Origin of the sequence: Paenibacillus sp. FSL L8-0708, assembly GCF_038009325.1 — a bacterium.
Classification (GTDB): domain Bacteria; phylum Bacillota; class Bacilli; order Paenibacillales; family Paenibacillaceae; genus Paenibacillus_AQ; species Paenibacillus_AQ odorifer.
The window spans coordinates 1,440,761-1,457,206 of sequence record NZ_JBBPBC010000001.1 but is presented as its reverse complement, the minus strand read 5'-3'; the positions used below and the strand labels follow the sequence as shown (position 1 = coordinate 1,457,206).

Here is a 16,446-nt window from a genome sequence, read left to right as displayed (position 1 = left end):
ATGACCCGTATGGGATTCGAACCCATGTTACCTCCGTGAAAGGGAGGTGTCTTAACCCCTTGACCAACGGGCCATGCTTTACAAGTTATTTTCTTGTCACAACAAAAATGAGTATATCAAACCATAAGAATTTTGACAAGCCTTTTTTTTAAAAAAAGTTTAAACTAAAAGAAACGCGCACCAATAAAGGTACGCGCCTCTAATCACAACGCTTATGGATTTACTTTTGCCTCAAAGGTTTGTACCCCATCTACAAATTTTAGCACCACAGCTGCTTTTACCGGGTCATGCGTTTCATTCATTGTGATTTTACCCGTGGCCAGTTGTAAATCCTTCGTCCCCGCCAGTGCATCCTTCAGCTTCTCAGGTTCTGTGGAATCCGCACGTGTAATGGCGTCTGCCACTAGTTTCACGGCGTCATATCCAAGCGCAGCCATCCCATCTGGAACAAGATCACCGTTAGCAGCTTTGAAGGCATCTACGAACGATTTCACTTCTGGCGAGCTATCTTCAGGTGAATAGTGATTGGACATAAACGTATTGTTTAGGGCATCCGCTCCGGCAATCTCAGCCAGTTGAGGTGAATCCCAGCCATCCCCGCCCATAAACGGAACGGTGATCCCCATTTCGCGAGCTTGCTTTACGATTTTGCCGACCTCCTCATAGTAGCCTGGAAGATAAATAACATCGGGATTAGCTTCTTTAATACGTGTTAATACAGCTTTAAAATCAGAATCTTTTTGTTGATAGGATTCTTCGCTTAAGATAGAGCCACCGTTCTTAGTAAACGTTGCTTTAAAGAAAGTCTGCAGCCCTTTGGAATAATCGCTTGAAGCATCCGTATAAATAACTGCCGTCTTCGCTTTAAGTGTATCCTTAGCAAAGTTAGCCATTACTTCGCCTTGGAAAGGATCAATAAATGAGGCCCGGAATACCCATTCATTCAAATCTCCAGTACGTTCATCAACTGTTACTTTGGGATTGGTGGCTGAGGAGCTAACCAGCGGGATGCCTTTTTCTTGAGCAACGGGAACAATCCCGAGGGTATTCGTAGATGTAGTTGCACCGATAATAGCTACAACTTTATGGGTAGTAATCAGCTTTTGCGCTGCGCGTGTCGCCTCTTCCGACTTGGAAGCATTATCCGCTTCAATCAGTTCAAGTTTTTTGCCGAGTATTCCACCTGCGTCATTAATTTCTTTTACCGCCAGCTTTGCCCCTTTGAGTGCAGAATCACCGAAGGAAGCCTGGCCGCCTGTAAGCTCAAGGTCTGCTCCAATCTTGATGGTCCCTCCACCAGCATTCCCACCTTCAGCAGTAGTGTTGTCTGTCTTGTTCCCACAGCCTGCCAGCAATCCACCAGCCAGTAACGCAGTCAGCAATATGGCCCCGATTTTCTTCATCCTCTTCCAGCCTCCCAAAATAAATAATTTATAGGTTCTTTCTGTGATGCTGTTGTGAACTAGCCGATGAATTAATGTCCCAGATAAGCCATTCTGATCTCTTCCGAATCTGCCAATTCCTTGGCATCTCCCTCAAGCACCACTCTGCCCGTCTCAAGAACGTAAGCCCGATGAGCAATTTTAAGCGCCTGATGGGCATTTTGTTCTACAAGAAGCACTGTTGTTCCAGAGGCATTTACTTCCTGGATGATCCGAAAAATATCCTGAACGAGTAATGGAGCAAGCCCCATCGAGGGTTCATCTAATAATAAAAGCTTGGGATGCCCCATCATCGCACGCCCCATAGCAAGCATCTGCTGCTCCCCGCCGGATAATGTGCCGGCAAGCTGTTTTTTTCTTTCTAAAAGACGCGGGAAGGTGGAGTAGACCTTGGCAAAATCAGCAGCTAAGCTGCCAAAATCTTGTAAAAAAGCTCCTAGCTCCAGATTTTCTTCCACAGACATATTAGCAAATACACGCCTGCCTTCCGGACAATGAATAAGCCCCTGTTTTACGATGGACTGAACACTCTGATTCGTAATAGATTTATCCATGAAATCTATACTGCCTGTTTTGGGTTTCAGCAGTCCCGAAAGCGTCTTAAGCAACGTGGACTTGCCTGCTCCATTTGCGCCGATTAGAGTCACAATCTCGCCTTCTTTTACATTCATACTTAAATCCTTCAAGGCATGAATCGCCCCATAATATACATTGATCCCCTGTACGCTAAGCATGGTCCACTACGCCTCCTGTCCCAAATAGGCTTCTATGACTTTGGGATGATTCCGTATTTCAACGGGCGTACCTTCAGCAATCAACATTCCGCGATCCAGCACATAAATCCGGTCACACACCCCCATAACAAGGGACATATCGTGCTCGATAAGCAGGATCGTCAGCTCAAACTCTTCACGGATCCAGGCAATAAGATTCATTAGATCCCGAGTTTCATTCGGGTTCATCCCTGCGGCTGGTTCATCCAATAGCAAAAGCTTAGGTCCTGCTGCAAGCGCGCGTGCAATTTCCAAACGCCTTTGATTTCCGTAGCTAAGATTCCCGGCACATTCATCACATTGATCGGCAAGATTAAATATTTTGAGAATATCCATAGCCTTTTGCGTAATTCCGTTTTCTTCTGCAAAATGCTTAGGCAGGCGGAGCATGGAAGTGAACATCGAGTGTCTGGCATGCTGATGAAATGCGATCTTAACGTTATCCAGCACCGTCATAGAGGTAAACAGACGAATATTCTGAAATGTCCTCGCTGCCCCTTTTCGGTTAATCCGATAAGGCTTCATCCCGCCTACTGCCTGATTGCCGAGGATAATATCGCCACTGGAAGGCGGGTATACACCTGTCAGCAAATTAAAAAGGGTTGTTTTTCCCGCGCCATTAGGTCCGATGAGCCCAATCAACTCACCTTTATTAATATGGAGGGATACCTCGTTAAGCGCCTTAAGCCCGCCAAATGCACGACTCGCTTGTTGAACATCAAGAAGCACTTCCACTGTTGATGCTGTCACTTGGTTTGACCTCCTTTTTAGACCATTTCAAGAAAGAAAAACCCGTGCTGCCAAGCAGCCCCTTAGGCCGAAAAATCATCATCAGAATTAGAATCGCCGAGTAAATAATCATCCGCAGCTCCGGATATTCCTGAAGCACCGTGAAGAGCACCGTCAGTACAATCGCACCCACGATGGCCCCGCTTGTACTTCCTAGTCCACCTAACACAACCATGACTAGAATTTCGAATGATTTTAGAAAATTAAAGCTTCCAGGATTGATGACGTAGAACTTATGAGCAGAGAGACCACCAGCTATCCCCGCAAATAATGCTCCAAGTGAAAAAGCAATGACTTTGTACAAAGTTGTATTAATCCCCATCGCTTCAGCAGCAATTTCATTCTCACGAATCGCTATACAAGCCCGGCCGTGAGTGGAACGTATAAAGTTATTGATCACAACAATCGTGACCAATGTGAACAGAAACATAATCGTCCAAGTCGTTTGATTAGGGATGCCGCTTAGGCCTGAAGCTCCGCCCACATATTCTGTATTGAGCAGGACAATCCGGATAATCTCACCAAATCCCAGCGTAGCAATCGCCAGATAGTCTCCATTCAGCCGCAAGGTCGGAATCCCGATAAGCACACCGAAAAATGCAGCAACCAGTCCAGAGATCACTAGCGCCAGCACGAATGGCATATCAAAGTTCAAAGTTAAAATGGAAGAAACATAAGCACCAATGGACATAAATCCAGCATGCCCGATTGAGAATTGTCCCGTTATCCCATTAATCAGATTCAAAGACACCGCCAGCATGACATTTATACAAATTAGAATTAGCGTAGACTCCATGACATCATCAAATATTCCCGTTGTTAGAAGAACTTGAATGACGATATATAGCATGATAGAAAAGACAATGCCTATCCAAAATGACTTATTTATCTTCTTCATACGGCATCTCCCTACACTTTCTCGCGGACATTTTTACCAAATAGCCCGGATGGTTTAAAGATAAGGATTAGGATGAGTACAGCAAATGCCACACCATCACGCCACGAAGAATATCCCAGAGAAGAAACCTCTGTCTCGACTGTGCCCAGCAGAAGTCCCCCTACCAGAGCACCAGGAATACTGCCAATGCCACCTAAAACCGCAGCCACAAAAGCTTTAAGCCCCGGAAGTACCCCCATCATCGGATCCACTGAATTGTAAGTCATTCCGAAAATAACGCCTGCTGCTGCCGCAAGTGCAGATCCTATAGCGAAGGTGGCTGAAATGGTCCGATCTACATTAATCCCCATCAACCGTGCTGCTTCCATATCAAAAGACACGGCCCGCATCGCTTTACCAATCTTTGTTCGGTGCACAATATACTGAAGGATAATCATCAAAATAACCGTCGTCCCCAAGATCATGATTTGATTGGAGTCCACCTGAATCGAGGAACCAAACAAGTTGTATTGCTGCTTATTAAGAATCTCCGGAAATCCTTTAGCCTGAGGACCAAGCACAAACACACCGCTGTATTCCAGCAAAAAAGAAACGCCAATTGCAGTAATCAACACAGCGATTCGCGAAGCTTTTCGTAGAGGTTTGTATGCTAGCCGTTCGATTGACATCCCCAGCAACGCACTGATTGTCATAGAGATCACCAATGAGATAAGTAAGACCAGTATCGGAGAAAGCCCTGCTGAAGCCAAGTACCTGGCACTGAACAATCCAATAAACGACCCAACCATAAACACATCCCCATGGGCGAAATTGATCAATTTAATAATCCCGTAAACCATGGTGTACCCAAGTGCGATCAGAGCATAGATGCTCCCTACAGAAATCCCGTTAATTAACTGTTGAATGAAATACTCCATCGCCGTCCCCCAATCCCCATATTTATTTTTAAAAACACCTTTCTTTAGCTTACATTCATTTTCATCGTTTTATGTCACTTATATTAACACAGTAATATACATGCGTCAGTAAAATTTGTGGTTTTTACTATAATATTCAATATTTTATGTTATATTACATAACATTTTGAGTTAATCCTTTGGGATGTATAAAGATAGAAAGTGGGTAAAGAGAAGAAAACAGGAGAATTATGGAGATTTTTAAAGTTTGATTTTCAGAGGGGGAGTCTTTGATTTTACCTACAGATTGCATTTAATGATAAATAATATAACATTTGTCTCTTTGGATATGTGTTTTTCGAGTTTATTATGAGTTACTGGTCAAGTTGTTTCTCTATTTTTGCGCAAAAAAAAGCTCAGTCCCACACAATAATCGAGTGAGAGAAAGCTAATTATGGTGGTCAGTTCCATTATTTGCACTTCCGTCCCGAGTCAATTACTCATCATTATCTTTTTTAATTCTTTAATCTGCATCATATGATGTAGGTCATGCGATATAAAGTCCTTTAAATAGGACTCAAAGGAAAACCTTCCGTCCACATATTTGTCTGAGTATTTCCCCTCTTCAAGACTACTTATACAATCTAATATTAAGTTACGATACTTCACAGTCAATTCTATTAATTCGTCTTTGGTTTTTGTTTGACCATATGTAACAGCATCATTATTGAATTGATCGAAATCAATAAGTTGAAGTGTTATCGCTTTATCACATGCTATCGGTTCTATCGTCGATTCATAGAAGTATTTATCCCATAATAAAATATGACTAACAACATCATGAATGGTCCATTTTCCTTCAGCGATGGGTGTTTTCCAATCTAAATCAATAATTTCTAGAACAAATCCATTCCATTCCTTAAACTGATTTAGCAAATCTGATCTGTTATCCATTGGCACATCTCCTTTTTTTTGATAAACACCAAAATTCTAACAAAATCTCTTTAATTCATTCCTATATAGTTCATAGTTCGCTTCATCGAAACATATAAAAACAATCTTATTTATTTCCGACTTATTATGAATCATTGAGTTATTTATAATTACATCCATCTGAAATCCCCCCCGAAGTATATTAGTTGCGAACAAGTATCAAGTGCTGATTGACATTCAAGCGGCTTAAATCACCCTAGGAAACAGTCGTTAGCATTAGACTCGTGGGGTTGTCCACCTGGCTAACTCTTCTTCAAACCTTTACCTTCTATCGAACCAACACCTCGTGGTCCACAGCGTGAACGTATTGTTCGCAGATATCTAGCTTTTTCGGAGCTACTAATATGTTCTTCAGCATCCAGCTATTTTTTATATATGTAATCGATAAATCCTTGTCGTATCCATTCACCTTCAAACTTTCTTTCCAGTACTCGATCTTCTTTGTATATTAACTGCAAATCATCAAACATAGAATCTGCTTCATGATAATCATAATAAGAGTGTATTACGAATTCATCATCTTCCATCTGTTCAAACTGATTATCCCCCAAATCAACTCCATCGCCGACTCGAAAATCCTTTAGGGTTAAAAAATTTACAAATAATAATCCATTAGGTTTTAGAACTCGTTTCATTTCATTTATCGCTTTTTTTACATCTTGTTTTCTCATATGAAAAATAGAGTTATACGAATACACAAAACTCATTGACTCATCACTTAGCGCCAACTGTCTCATGTCGCCTTGTTGTATATTTAGAATCTGTCCCCTTTCAGTTGCGAACTGATTAGCTCTTTTAATTTGTTCGTCATTCATCTCAATTCCGTTTGTACTGTATCCATAGTTCGCAAACAAACTTAGTGGAGGTGAATCCCCTCCCGCTCCGCAGTCTAATATGTTTTTTTCCATACCACTTTCATTGCATAATGCCAAAAATCTGTACAAGGGGATTTGCTTAAACAGTTCCATGTTGATTCCACTCCTTTGACCATGTAGTTATTGGATTTACTCATAGATCTTTCCCATATAAATTATTTGAGCACATCTTATTGAATCCCCGCAGTTCCAAATGTCTCTCTAATAACTTTTTCGTATTCATCCCATTTAAAGCAAAAAGGGCCTATATCAATAGCCTTATTACCGGATTCTAATTTGAAATCTCTCCATATAATAAGATCCCCTTCTCTCTCAATAAACACTGATATAAAGCCACATTCTTCATCGCCACACCAGGGACAGACTAATATTGGGTACCTGCAGTACAAATATTCATGCATTTCGTTTAACAAAAAATAGTTAATCATTTTCCTTTGATGCTCTTCACTACCCCACCCGAGGGAAGGAACCCTATCATATTTTTTTAACATTTGGTAAAGAGATCTACCATCAATTATTACGTCGGCAAAAATAGTATTTTTATTTCCCTCTTGATCCGGATCAAAACTATCATATCGGCTTGACTGTTTTGTTTGTATTTGATTTATAGTTTTCATGCTCCTCCTTTAAACTCTTCACACTTATCAAATAAACATTCGATCCCTCCACTCCATTCCCCTTCCAAAATATTGAATTCACCGTTTCTCAGAATCGCATATAGCAACCGAAAAATAAATTTACACAACAAAAAAGAGCTCCCAGAATGGAAGCTCTTCTTATGTAATTCAGAACGGAGAGAGTGGGATTCGAACCCACGCACCGCTTACGCAGTCTAACCCCTTAGCAGAGGGTCCCCTTATAGCCACTTGGGTATCTCTCCATGAAAATGGCTCCCCGAACAGGACTCGAACCTGTGACAACTCGATTAACAGTCGAGTGCTCTACCAACTGAGCTATCAGGGAACATTACAAGTGAACATGAATTAATTTATCATGATTTCAAGGTCTAGTCAAGCGGGCAAAATAATTTTTGTGATCGTTTTCAAATTTATGCTATGATTCGGCCGCTTGCTAGATTTTTTAAAGAGATTTCCATCCCTCTCCGACTATAGATTACACCATTCTCCATCCTGCGGAAGCTGTACCCGATCCCCCAACGATTCCTTCTCTAAATGAGCTTTTAGCTTATCTCGGGTAACCAAACAATGGTTAATGGCGTCCATGTGCACAGCAATCACTTTAGTAAAAGGTGCATATTCACATAAGTCTACGACATCCTGCTCATTCATTGTAATATGACATCCGCTTAAAAACTGCGCACCACCAGCATTCACAACTGTCACCTCAGGTTTAAAAACGTCCAATGCCATTTTCACCTTATCACACCAAATCGTATCTCCAGCCACATATAGAACAGGTTCGCCTTCCGCCTGAAACACAAACCCGGATACCTTACCCATAAGTTTACCAGTCACTCCAGTGCCATGCCGTCCATCCGTACGTGTTATAGTTATTCCATTAAACGTCAGTGAATCGCTAATTTCCGTGGTATGCTCAAACCCCTGCTTCGCTAATTTATCTCCATCTCCTTCCTGACATAATAGTGGTAGATCATGCGGCAACAAAGAAATGGCAGCGGCATCCCAATGATCCTGATGAAGATGTGTGACAAGAATTACATTAGGACTCAGCCATTGTTCTACGGCTCCCGGCAAAGGAACGAGCGGATTGCGGCGATCATTTTCAGTATTAAAAATAGGTGGATTAGCACCCTGTTCACTCAACATAGGATCAATTAAAAATGTACTGCCACCATACTTTAGCCATAGGGTCGCGTTGCGGATATGCTGTATTTTCATCGGAAGCCCTTCTTTCTTTCAGATATCTTCTGCTACAATTAATTATAGTTAGACCTTGAAACAGAATACATTGAGATTGGAAAGAGATTGGTCCGTTCTACTTTCACGCAGAAAGGATTTTAGATAATAATGAGCTCTTATTTTATAGATGATGTGGATTTTCGCATCCTGCAGCTTCTAATTAAAGATTCCACGATCAGTCACAGAGATATTGGGCAGCAAGTGCATATGACCGGTCAGGCTGTGGGTGCACGTATTCGCAAAATGCAGGACACCGGAGTGATTGAAGGCTACACGGTACGCTGGAATCCGGATAAGGTTGGGGAGACTATTCATGCCTTTATTACTGTTTTTTTGGGTTCGAATACGGTTCACCCAGCCTTTCAGACATTCGCAAAGCAGCATGATAGTGTAAAAGAAATACATAGGGTCAGCGGAGAAGGCTGCTACTGGATACGTGTTCGTACCGGAAGCCAAGAGGAGTTGAATAGTTTTCTCGACGAACTGCTGAAGTTCGGAAATTACAGAGTCAATCTATCGATGGGAAAACTGAAGTAAGGCTGCATCGGAATCGGATATGAAGCTACTATCGGACCCAGTTGACCTTATACTCAGCATAATCGCATATTTGGCATACTATCGGACCCCATTGCCTCTATTGGCACGAAAAACACCAAATATGAGCCTCTTTCGAACGAATAGCGTCACTTGAGTCCGAAACCCTGCCCAAAAGGCTAAAAACTTGCCAATAGCGTCATTGGGGTCCGTAAGCCTCAGCCAATGATAGCTCGGCGATGTTGGTGTTGGTGCAGGTGTCGATGTTGGTGTTTATGCAAGTGAATGGGTTACGCAAAGTCAATGAGCTTTTGCTTGCCCATAAGCTTTTATAGCAGGCCAGCCAACGTTAAAACGCAGAGCAGCGATTCTCCAATAACCGGAGGAGATCGCTGCTCTGCTGTCTTTTTACTTATGCCATATTGTAGCTTCTACCACGGTAGCTAATTCAATAATTTAGCTGCTCTAAGCAGCCGGACAAGAATTACAGCGGCTTCTGGAAGGCTAGTATCACTGCTAGGTGCAAAGCTGCCTGATGATCGACCTTTCATAATGCCTTTTGCAGCCAGGTCAGACACTGCTTCTTTAGCCCATGAGGAAATAGTTGAAGCGTCTGTGAAAACATCTGCAGCAACGTTTGCTCCATATCCTTCAGCTTCTAGGTTCAGCAGCTTCATTGCTCTGGCTGCCATAACAGCCATTTGCTCCCGTGTAATAGGGGCGTTCGGACGGAAGGTTCCATCCTCATAGCCTTGAACCAGTCCTAAGGCTGCAGCAGCTCTAGCATCCGCTGCATACCAAGATAAATCGGACACATCACTGAAGGTCTTCGTCGTGTTCGCAGCTACAAGACCCAATGATCGAATCAACATAGCTGCGAACTCGGCACGACTGACAGATTTCTGAGGTGCAAAGGTATCTGTGGATTGTCCGGTCAAGATCAGTCGGCTAGCAAGTCCCTCAATCTCATTTTTCGCCCAATGTGTAGCAATATCCCCAAAAGTCACAGGGTGCAGCGCAGCGAAAAATACACCGCTCGCAATACTGCTCTTAATAGTAACCTTGGTCATCCCATTAACGGGCTCAAACAATGCAGGTACATAACGGAAGGAACCCGTCTGTTCATCGTAAATAAAGACTACACCTGTCTTCGCATCCAGCGCCTCCTTAAGCATAAATGTACGATCTACATAAGTGGTGCCGAACCCACTTGCTGCTACAGAGGTTTTGCCATCCGTTACCTTTAGAGTGACAATAGCCGGTGTTCCTTGCACAGTAAAGCCTTGCTGCTTAGCCTTGGCAAGCAGTTGATCTAATCCTTTTCCGCTTTGCGAATTTAAATTAAACTCCAGTGTGCCTGCTGGCATTTGTGCGGCTTTGAGCACACTCTCCACAAGCTCCAACGGGAAGCGGTAGCTCATACCTCCACATTCAATAACAAGCACAGCTTTGGGGCTAAGTGCCGCCGCCTTACGTAAAGCATCTGCACTAAACCGGGCTGTGCCGTCTCCATTAGCTGAAATCTCGATAACAGCCTGCCCTGCAGTCGCCTTAGCTTTTAGCTGCGCATCATGATTAGCTGCTGGTGTAGGTACTGGTGTAGCGGTCGGTGTGCCGGTTTGAACAGGGTTCACTGACCCTGTAGGGTCTGTTGGACCAGAAGTACTTGTTGGTTCTGGAGTATTCGTTGGACTAGGAGTACTCGTCGGGCTAGGAGTACTTGTTGGATCCACAGGATCGATCGGGTCTACAGGATCTGTCCCGCCAGGTGATAGCACCTCAATTGTATATACCCTCTTCTCGTTGCCCACAGTTACCGTGAAGTCTGTGATTCCCGCTTTAATTCCATTAAGACTGTCGTTGGTAAATGTAGCAATCTCACTGCTCATAATATTTAGAGTAGCTTGTGCAGTAATATCTCTACCTTCCTTATCTAGTACATTAAGAGTAACTGACTTACCCTGCTCTAATATTACAGGACCGCTCTGTCCATCTGCTAGTTTGATAGAGAACGGTTTAATGGCTGTGGCTATTCCTTGATTTTGTTCTTTAATGCTTAGGTCAGGAGAGGCATTGGTCAGAAGATTCATCCGTTCGCCACGAATAATCATGTTGTCGACCAGCAGACTCCCTTTCAGATTTTTCGTAACTTCTATACCGCTTGTACCTGCGCCATCTAATACATTATTCGTCAGCACTACTCCATCAATGGAAGTGAGAGTATCTCCTTCTAGATCACCTTGAGCAATCAACCCCGAATAAGTGCTGTCCAGTGCCGTATTGTTGCGAATGAGTACTCTTCCTTTCAGATCACTCTCACCAGCATAAAGCCATAACGCACCCAGATTCACGCCGTAACCGGAATCATAACTGCCAGTTCTAAGCAAGGTATTTCGCTCCACAATCGTTGTTCCTTGGAAGGGCTCGGCGGTGAAACGGGTAGACACTGCAATCCCGGCTCCATTAGTCACAGTGTCTTTTACCACGTTGTCCTGGACTTTGTTATCTTTCCCCCCAAAGACTACAATGTTATCCGCTAACCAAGGCAAGGATACCGTATTAAAACGTGCCGTGTTATTATAGCTCGGTGTACGTTCCGTACCATTCACATCCGTCAACTTGCCGTCTGTAAACGACCACATTGCAATTCCATCATCCCCTGGATAGCGGATGTCACTTTGTTCCATCATGCTGTTGCCAGTCCCTACGGCAAAGTTAATCCCGTCTGCCATAAGATTGCGGATCCGCAGACCTGCCATGTACAGACCATTCGTACGCGCCTTTTCACCCATCGGCTGAGTTAACCACAAGCCTGCTTTGGTATGTTCTATCCAAACGTTCTGTATAATCGAACCTTGGCCAAAAGCACCATGGAAAGCGTTGGTGATCGCTTCATCATCCCGTTCGTTAATGCCGCCTTCAATCATCAGATCGTAAACACCAACCTTACCGCCGTGACCATAAAACTTAGCTCCATTCAGAACCGTATACCACATGCCGGCACCACGTATTTCAGCGGTATCCAGATCCAGCAGACCCTCACCGACATTAAAGGTACCCGCCGGGAACCACACACCTTTACCTGTCGCATTCGCTTCGGCAAGAGCTGCCTTGAAGGCTGCGGTATCATCTCCCTCATCATTTGCTGCCGCTCCAAAATCCGTTACGGAAATAAATTCGTCCGGGCGAGCCAACTCAGGGGCAACCTGCTCCATATCCACCAGGTCAATGACGTAAGAAGCTGCGTTATCTCCTGTTCCCTTCTCTAAGCGAATAGTTGCTCCGGCAGGAGTATCGCCGATCAGAGCATGGATTTCGTCAAAGAAGCGGTGTCCACTGCCTTGGCGAGGATCATTTGACCATGGGTAGCTGCCATATTCCCAAGCATATTTAGATGTCAGCTTAAGCTGCTTCTTAACTCCATCTACATATAAAGTCAGGGTTTCTTCCGCACCAGCCCCATCTGGATTATCAGGAATGGAATATCGAAGAACAATGGAGTTAGCCGACTTCGCAAGCTTGAACTCTAGATAATCTCCCGTATTCTTCAAGGCCACCGCTTGTCGTCCAGAAGCCTCGGAAGCCATGCTGAGATATTTCCGCGACGAGCCAATCAGCGTTCCGTTTGTTGCCGCATCCTCAGCTTCATAGCTGATATATGGAACCGTTGCTCCACGGTATGTTTTGTTAACGCTGTTTTTTACGGTCAGCCTATCAAGGGTTACTTTACTCCAATCCACGTTGTCACTACTTAGAGAAACCGTGTTGATGCCTGCACGAAGCTGCAGTATTACCTGTGCATTCTTCCAAGAGGCAGACTTGCCAAGACTAACCTTGCCCCCTTCGTTTAAACCATTCACCTCTAGCGCCAGATCCGTTGCAGCAGCAGCGGTATTTTTGTATCGAATAACAGCGTCATATTCCCCGGCCTGCTGGGCGTTGACTGCAAACCGTATAACACGATCCCCTTTGAATGCTTCTCCTCCTGCATAAATTGCATCAGTAGGGATAGGTAAGAAGCTCCAGAGCTCACTATCAGTTCCATTTGCAGCAGAACCAAGCTGAACAGCCGATGCGCTGTGAGTAAGAAGACCTGTTCCATTCGCATTTAGCAGAAGAGTATAACCTAACTTCTCTTCCAGCTTCCATTGGGATCTTTCTGTATCTCCAGCAGCTAACAAGACCACTTGGCCCGATTCATTGAGCGAAAGATAATGTTGTGTCTGAACATTCATAATCCGTTTGCGTCCGTTTATCTCCTGAACCAGCCATTGGGATTGAGCCGCCATATCGGAAGCATCTGCATATAGGACAGCCCCCTCTTTTTCGGCCAATACTTTACCAGCCATGCCTTTCGGTACAATGGTTATGATGTTGGTATCATTTTGAACTGGAGTTGTTGTATTGTTATTGCGCAGTTCTCCAGATGGAGTAGTAAACTCCTGTGGAGCCGCGTCAAGTGTCCATAGTGCCGTACCCTCACTCTCTAGCAAAAGCGCACGTTCAGCATATCCTGTCTTATTGGCAATGTTTATTAATTCATCGTCGTATTCTCCAAAGAGACTACGAATGGTGTAATGTGTATAATCGGAAGCCAAGCTTACTTCCCAGGCAGAGGCTCCGTCTACAGCAGGTTCTGTACTACTGCTCTCCAAATATGAATAATCACCATTCAGCGTTAAAAAATGACCTGTTGCCCGGTTGGTGATCGTCTGTTTACCCTCCTGCACAGTTACATTCCAGTGCGAAAATCCATTGTCTGCTGACGGCTGTCCGTACAGAACAACCCCATGCTCATTTTCGTATAAATACTCCCCACTGCTTGCATTCTTGAATCTTACAGGGTAATCAGGCAGTGGCGGAGCAATCGCTTCAACCGCTTCAGCAGTAAAATGCGCACTGCTTTTTTCCGCTGTATCTGCAGCTTTACTGATTCGGAGAGTTGGGTTGCCGTTATCATCCGACGCACCATAGATATAGTGACCAGCCCATGAGCTCATAATGGTAGTCACACCGGACGCCTGCATATCAACCTTCCACTTAATGCTGGCCCATACATCGTACACTGTTTGCAAAGTTTGAACGCTAACTTTAGGATCAATCTCATCTACAGCCCCACCTATATGCTCAAGGGAGAGATAACGTCCAGTGCCTTTATTTTTTATCTTCACCGATCCATTGCTGCCGGCTATTTCTTGCAACTGCCAGACAAAGGAATCGTCATTCAAATCAAGTGGACCATAAGTAGCCTGGCCTACTGTTACATCCTCGTTGGCAGCTGCTAGAGGTGCAAGATTTTGGTTAGAGTGAGCAGAGTCCTGGTCAGCATAGACAGCTTCAGTAACCGTCTTGGATTCTGGCAATTCCTCTAGTGCAGCTGGAGAAGTCAGCAAAGGACCGTCCTTAAGATATTGATCCTCTCCATTTACAGCATCTAGCTGAAAACGGAACAAGTCTTGTTTTTTCTCGGTAACCGGTACAAATCTCCACTGCGGACTGCCCCAACCTGGATTGATCACTCCGTACTCAGCATATTTAGTGAGGTTCTGAAGTGAAATATACTTCTCTGGGATTTCATTAGGTTCCTTGTCTAGAACGCTACTGATTACGTAGGTGTTGTTCCCAACATTTTTGCCTGTCCAAATGTATTCTCGTTCCACATGATTTCTGTCTGGAAGCTCTGTGACCTGAAGGTGGCCATTTGGCATGTTCATCGTGTTCATGTAATGGCCCGTTTTCTTGTTTTTGAACAGCTTGCGGCCGTTATATTTCTCCACGAGCCATTGATCGGAGCCGTCCTTTTGCATATTTCCATATTTTAAAAGACCATCAACACTCTCATACCAATAAAATGACTTCCAGCCATTCTGAATCCGGTAATATGGCATTGTGCCGTCAGTCGGTGTGTTAGGATCTAAAAGCTGCCACTGAGCGCTCAAAGAAGTCGCATCCCCAATCGCACCAGCCTGTTCTCCACCCAATGTAGACAAATAAATGCCTGTGCTTTCGAGATTCTGAAGCGTCTGGTAATCATCATAATCATCGGAATCATTAAAAATCCATTGATCCGACGGCTGACTTCCGCTAATCTGCAAGGCCTTGGCGGTACCTTCACTATAAGAAACATAATGATCGGTTGCCGCATTACGGATACGCTTATTGCCGTCATAATCCTCTATATACCATAGATAGTCAGAGGTGTTGGCGGCATCTGGCGCAATAATTCCATGCTTAAGCTCGCCGTTTACGGATTCATATAAGAAATCTGTAGCCACTTGTGCATCCGTATAAGTTGCCAGTCGTACAGGCTGTAATTCGGAAATAGGCACGATTCTCCACTGTGCACTTGGATTAGAGGCTGAACCCGGCCAGCTGTTAGATCGCACATTATTGTCATCGCTGAATTGCGGATTTAGCCATAATGGACTCCCCTCTTCAGTTAAACCACTGTTACGAAGGGTAATGAAGCCCGTTCCATCAGGGCCTGGTGCATTCTCTTGGGTCCACTCACTTAGCTTCACGTGATCCATATCGACTTCCTGCGAAAAAACCCCAGCCCAGGTCACTTCATTTTGCTTAATATAATGGCCTGTCGCACGGTTGCGAATCATTACTGTTCCGTCATCCGTCCCTGATTCAAGATACCACTGTGCTGCTTCATTGCTGACAGGCTGTTTACCGTAAAGAACGTTCCCTTCACTTTCATACATTACCTGACCGGGGCGGAGACGGCTCTCTAGCCGTACAGGTGCTGCATTTGGAACTATAAAAGCCCACTGCGGACTCTCAAACGTAACATTGATATCCGAGCTTACTTGCGCATAACCAAGCTGATTCTCCTCGTGGATAACCAACTTCCCCTCTGGCACAGTCGCACTTCGGATGATCATGTATCCATTGCGATTGGAAGTATCGATCAGCCACTGATCCGCAACACTTCCTGAACCTTGGCGTTCTGCCGCCTTAAGTGAATCCTCTTTGCCGTTGTTACCATCCATTGTAATGTAATGGCCTGTCTTCACATTCTTGATTCGTGACAGCCCATTCACCGTCTCAACCGTCCAATGCGCTGAAGTATCGGCTGGATTGGTCATGCCATAACGCACGATTCCTGCGGATGTCTCATATAAAAAGTTGTTTTTCCACTTATTCTTGATGAGTACCGTACCTGATGGAATTTGCTCAGCGCCTGTTCCTCCAACCCCTTCTGCTCCTACGGAACCTTTACCGGTTCCCATTACAGGCAAGCTTAAAAAAATCAGCAGCAGCGCGAGCAGACCCGCCATTGCGGACCTGATTCGTTTCATACATGTGCCCCCTCTAATTAATATGGACTTCCTTTTCATATTAGTTTGGGAACGCTTAC

The 16,446-nt window shown here is 44.3% G+C and carries 11 protein-coding genes and 3 tRNA genes; 1 reads left to right on the top strand and 13 read right to left on the bottom strand.

Translation table 11 applies throughout. The features are described from left to right. Position 1: 1 nt before the first annotated feature. The 12 genes from NYE58_RS06660 to NYE58_RS06605 all read right to left on the bottom strand — a co-directional run bounded on the left by NYE58_RS06660 (position 2) and on the right by NYE58_RS06605 (position 8,525). Positions 2-73: transfer RNA gene (locus tag NYE58_RS06660), tRNA-Glu, on the bottom strand. Positions 74-212: 139 nt separating this feature from the next. Further along, positions 213-1,403: an ABC transporter substrate-binding protein gene (locus NYE58_RS06655; RefSeq protein ID WP_036681667.1), complete on the bottom strand. Its 1,191-nt coding sequence runs from the start codon at positions 1,401-1,403 to the stop codon at positions 213-215. Between the two features lie 71 nt (positions 1,404-1,474). Then, positions 1,475-2,176: an ABC transporter ATP-binding protein gene (locus tag NYE58_RS06650; RefSeq protein WP_036681666.1), complete on the bottom strand. Its 702-nt coding sequence runs from the start codon at positions 2,174-2,176 to the stop codon at positions 1,475-1,477. 6 nt (positions 2,177-2,182) lie between these two features. Beyond that, positions 2,183-2,965, bottom strand: coding sequence for an ABC transporter ATP-binding protein (locus tag NYE58_RS06645; protein ID WP_036681664.1), 783 nt, complete (start codon positions 2,963-2,965; stop codon positions 2,183-2,185). Then, complete coding sequence (locus tag NYE58_RS06640; protein WP_036681661.1) at positions 2,934-3,902, bottom strand: branched-chain amino acid ABC transporter permease; 969 nt, start codon at positions 3,900-3,902, stop codon at positions 2,934-2,936. Before NYE58_RS06640 ends, NYE58_RS06645 begins: the two co-directional genes overlap by 32 nt. An 11-nt stretch (positions 3,903-3,913) precedes the next feature. Beyond that, the gene (locus tag NYE58_RS06635) at positions 3,914-4,741 is read right to left on the bottom strand and encodes a branched-chain amino acid ABC transporter permease (protein WP_370510626.1); all 828 of its coding nucleotides are present in this window, start codon (positions 4,739-4,741) and stop codon (positions 3,914-3,916) included. Positions 4,742-5,290: 549 nt separating this feature from the next. Next, a complete protein-coding gene (locus NYE58_RS06630; RefSeq protein ID WP_341001413.1) occupies positions 5,291-5,752 on the bottom strand; it encodes a DinB family protein in 462 nt (153 codons plus the stop codon). A 401-nt stretch (positions 5,753-6,153) separates the two neighbouring features. Continuing rightward, on the bottom strand, positions 6,154-6,759 hold the full coding sequence (locus NYE58_RS06625) for a class I SAM-dependent methyltransferase (protein WP_036681653.1): 606 nt from the start codon (positions 6,757-6,759) through the stop codon (positions 6,154-6,156). Positions 6,760-6,836: 77 nt separating this feature from the next. Then, positions 6,837-7,283, bottom strand: a complete 447-nt coding sequence (locus NYE58_RS06620) for an oxidoreductase (RefSeq protein WP_076317340.1) — start codon at positions 7,281-7,283, stop codon at positions 6,837-6,839. A 174-nt stretch (positions 7,284-7,457) separates the two neighbouring features. Continuing rightward, positions 7,458-7,546: transfer RNA gene (locus NYE58_RS06615), tRNA-Ser, on the bottom strand. A gap of 7 nt (positions 7,547-7,553) precedes the next feature. Then, positions 7,554-7,629: transfer RNA gene (locus tag NYE58_RS06610), tRNA-Asn, on the bottom strand. A gap of 143 nt (positions 7,630-7,772) precedes the next feature. Continuing rightward, positions 7,773-8,525, bottom strand: a complete 753-nt coding sequence (locus tag NYE58_RS06605) for an MBL fold metallo-hydrolase (protein WP_341001411.1) — start codon at positions 8,523-8,525, stop codon at positions 7,773-7,775. Between the two features lie 129 nt (positions 8,526-8,654). Between NYE58_RS06605 and NYE58_RS06600 the strand changes: the two genes are divergently transcribed. Continuing rightward, a complete protein-coding gene (locus NYE58_RS06600) occupies positions 8,655-9,083 on the top strand; it encodes an Lrp/AsnC family transcriptional regulator (protein ID WP_076316933.1) in 429 nt (142 codons plus the stop codon). Between the two features lie 440 nt (positions 9,084-9,523). Here the strand turns inward: NYE58_RS06600 and NYE58_RS06595 are convergent, their stop codons facing one another. Beyond that, positions 9,524-16,387: an S-layer homology domain-containing protein gene (locus tag NYE58_RS06595; protein ID WP_341001408.1), complete on the bottom strand. Its 6,864-nt coding sequence runs from the start codon at positions 16,385-16,387 to the stop codon at positions 9,524-9,526. Between the last annotated feature and the right edge of the window lie 59 nt (positions 16,388-16,446).

Coding starts and splice junctions, on each gene's coding strand:
- NYE58_RS06630 (WP_341001413.1), bottom strand. CDS start 5,752: ATGGATAACAGATCAGATTTGCTAAATCAGTTTAAGGAATGGAATGGA.
- NYE58_RS06620 (WP_076317340.1), bottom strand. CDS start 7,283: ATGAAAACTATAAATCAAATACAAACAAAACAGTCAAGCCGATATGAT.
- NYE58_RS06655 (WP_036681667.1), bottom strand. CDS start 1,403: ATGAAGAAAATCGGGGCCATATTGCTGACTGCGTTACTGGCTGGTGGA.
- NYE58_RS06625 (WP_036681653.1), bottom strand. CDS start 6,759: ATGGAACTGTTTAAGCAAATCCCCTTGTACAGATTTTTGGCATTATGC.
- NYE58_RS06640 (WP_036681661.1), bottom strand. CDS start 3,902: ATGAAGAAGATAAATAAGTCATTTTGGATAGGCATTGTCTTTTCTATC.
- NYE58_RS06605 (WP_341001411.1), bottom strand. CDS start 8,525: ATGAAAATACAGCATATCCGCAACGCGACCCTATGGCTAAAGTATGGT.
- NYE58_RS06600 (WP_076316933.1), top strand. CDS start 8,655: ATGAGCTCTTATTTTATAGATGATGTGGATTTTCGCATCCTGCAGCTT.
- NYE58_RS06595 (WP_341001408.1), bottom strand. CDS start 16,387: ATGAAACGAATCAGGTCCGCAATGGCGGGTCTGCTCGCGCTGCTGCTG.
- NYE58_RS06635 (WP_370510626.1), bottom strand. CDS start 4,741: ATGGTTTACGGGATTATTAAATTGATCAATTTCGCCCATGGGGATGTG.
- NYE58_RS06650 (WP_036681666.1), bottom strand. CDS start 2,176: ATGCTTAGCGTACAGGGGATCAATGTATATTATGGGGCGATTCATGCC.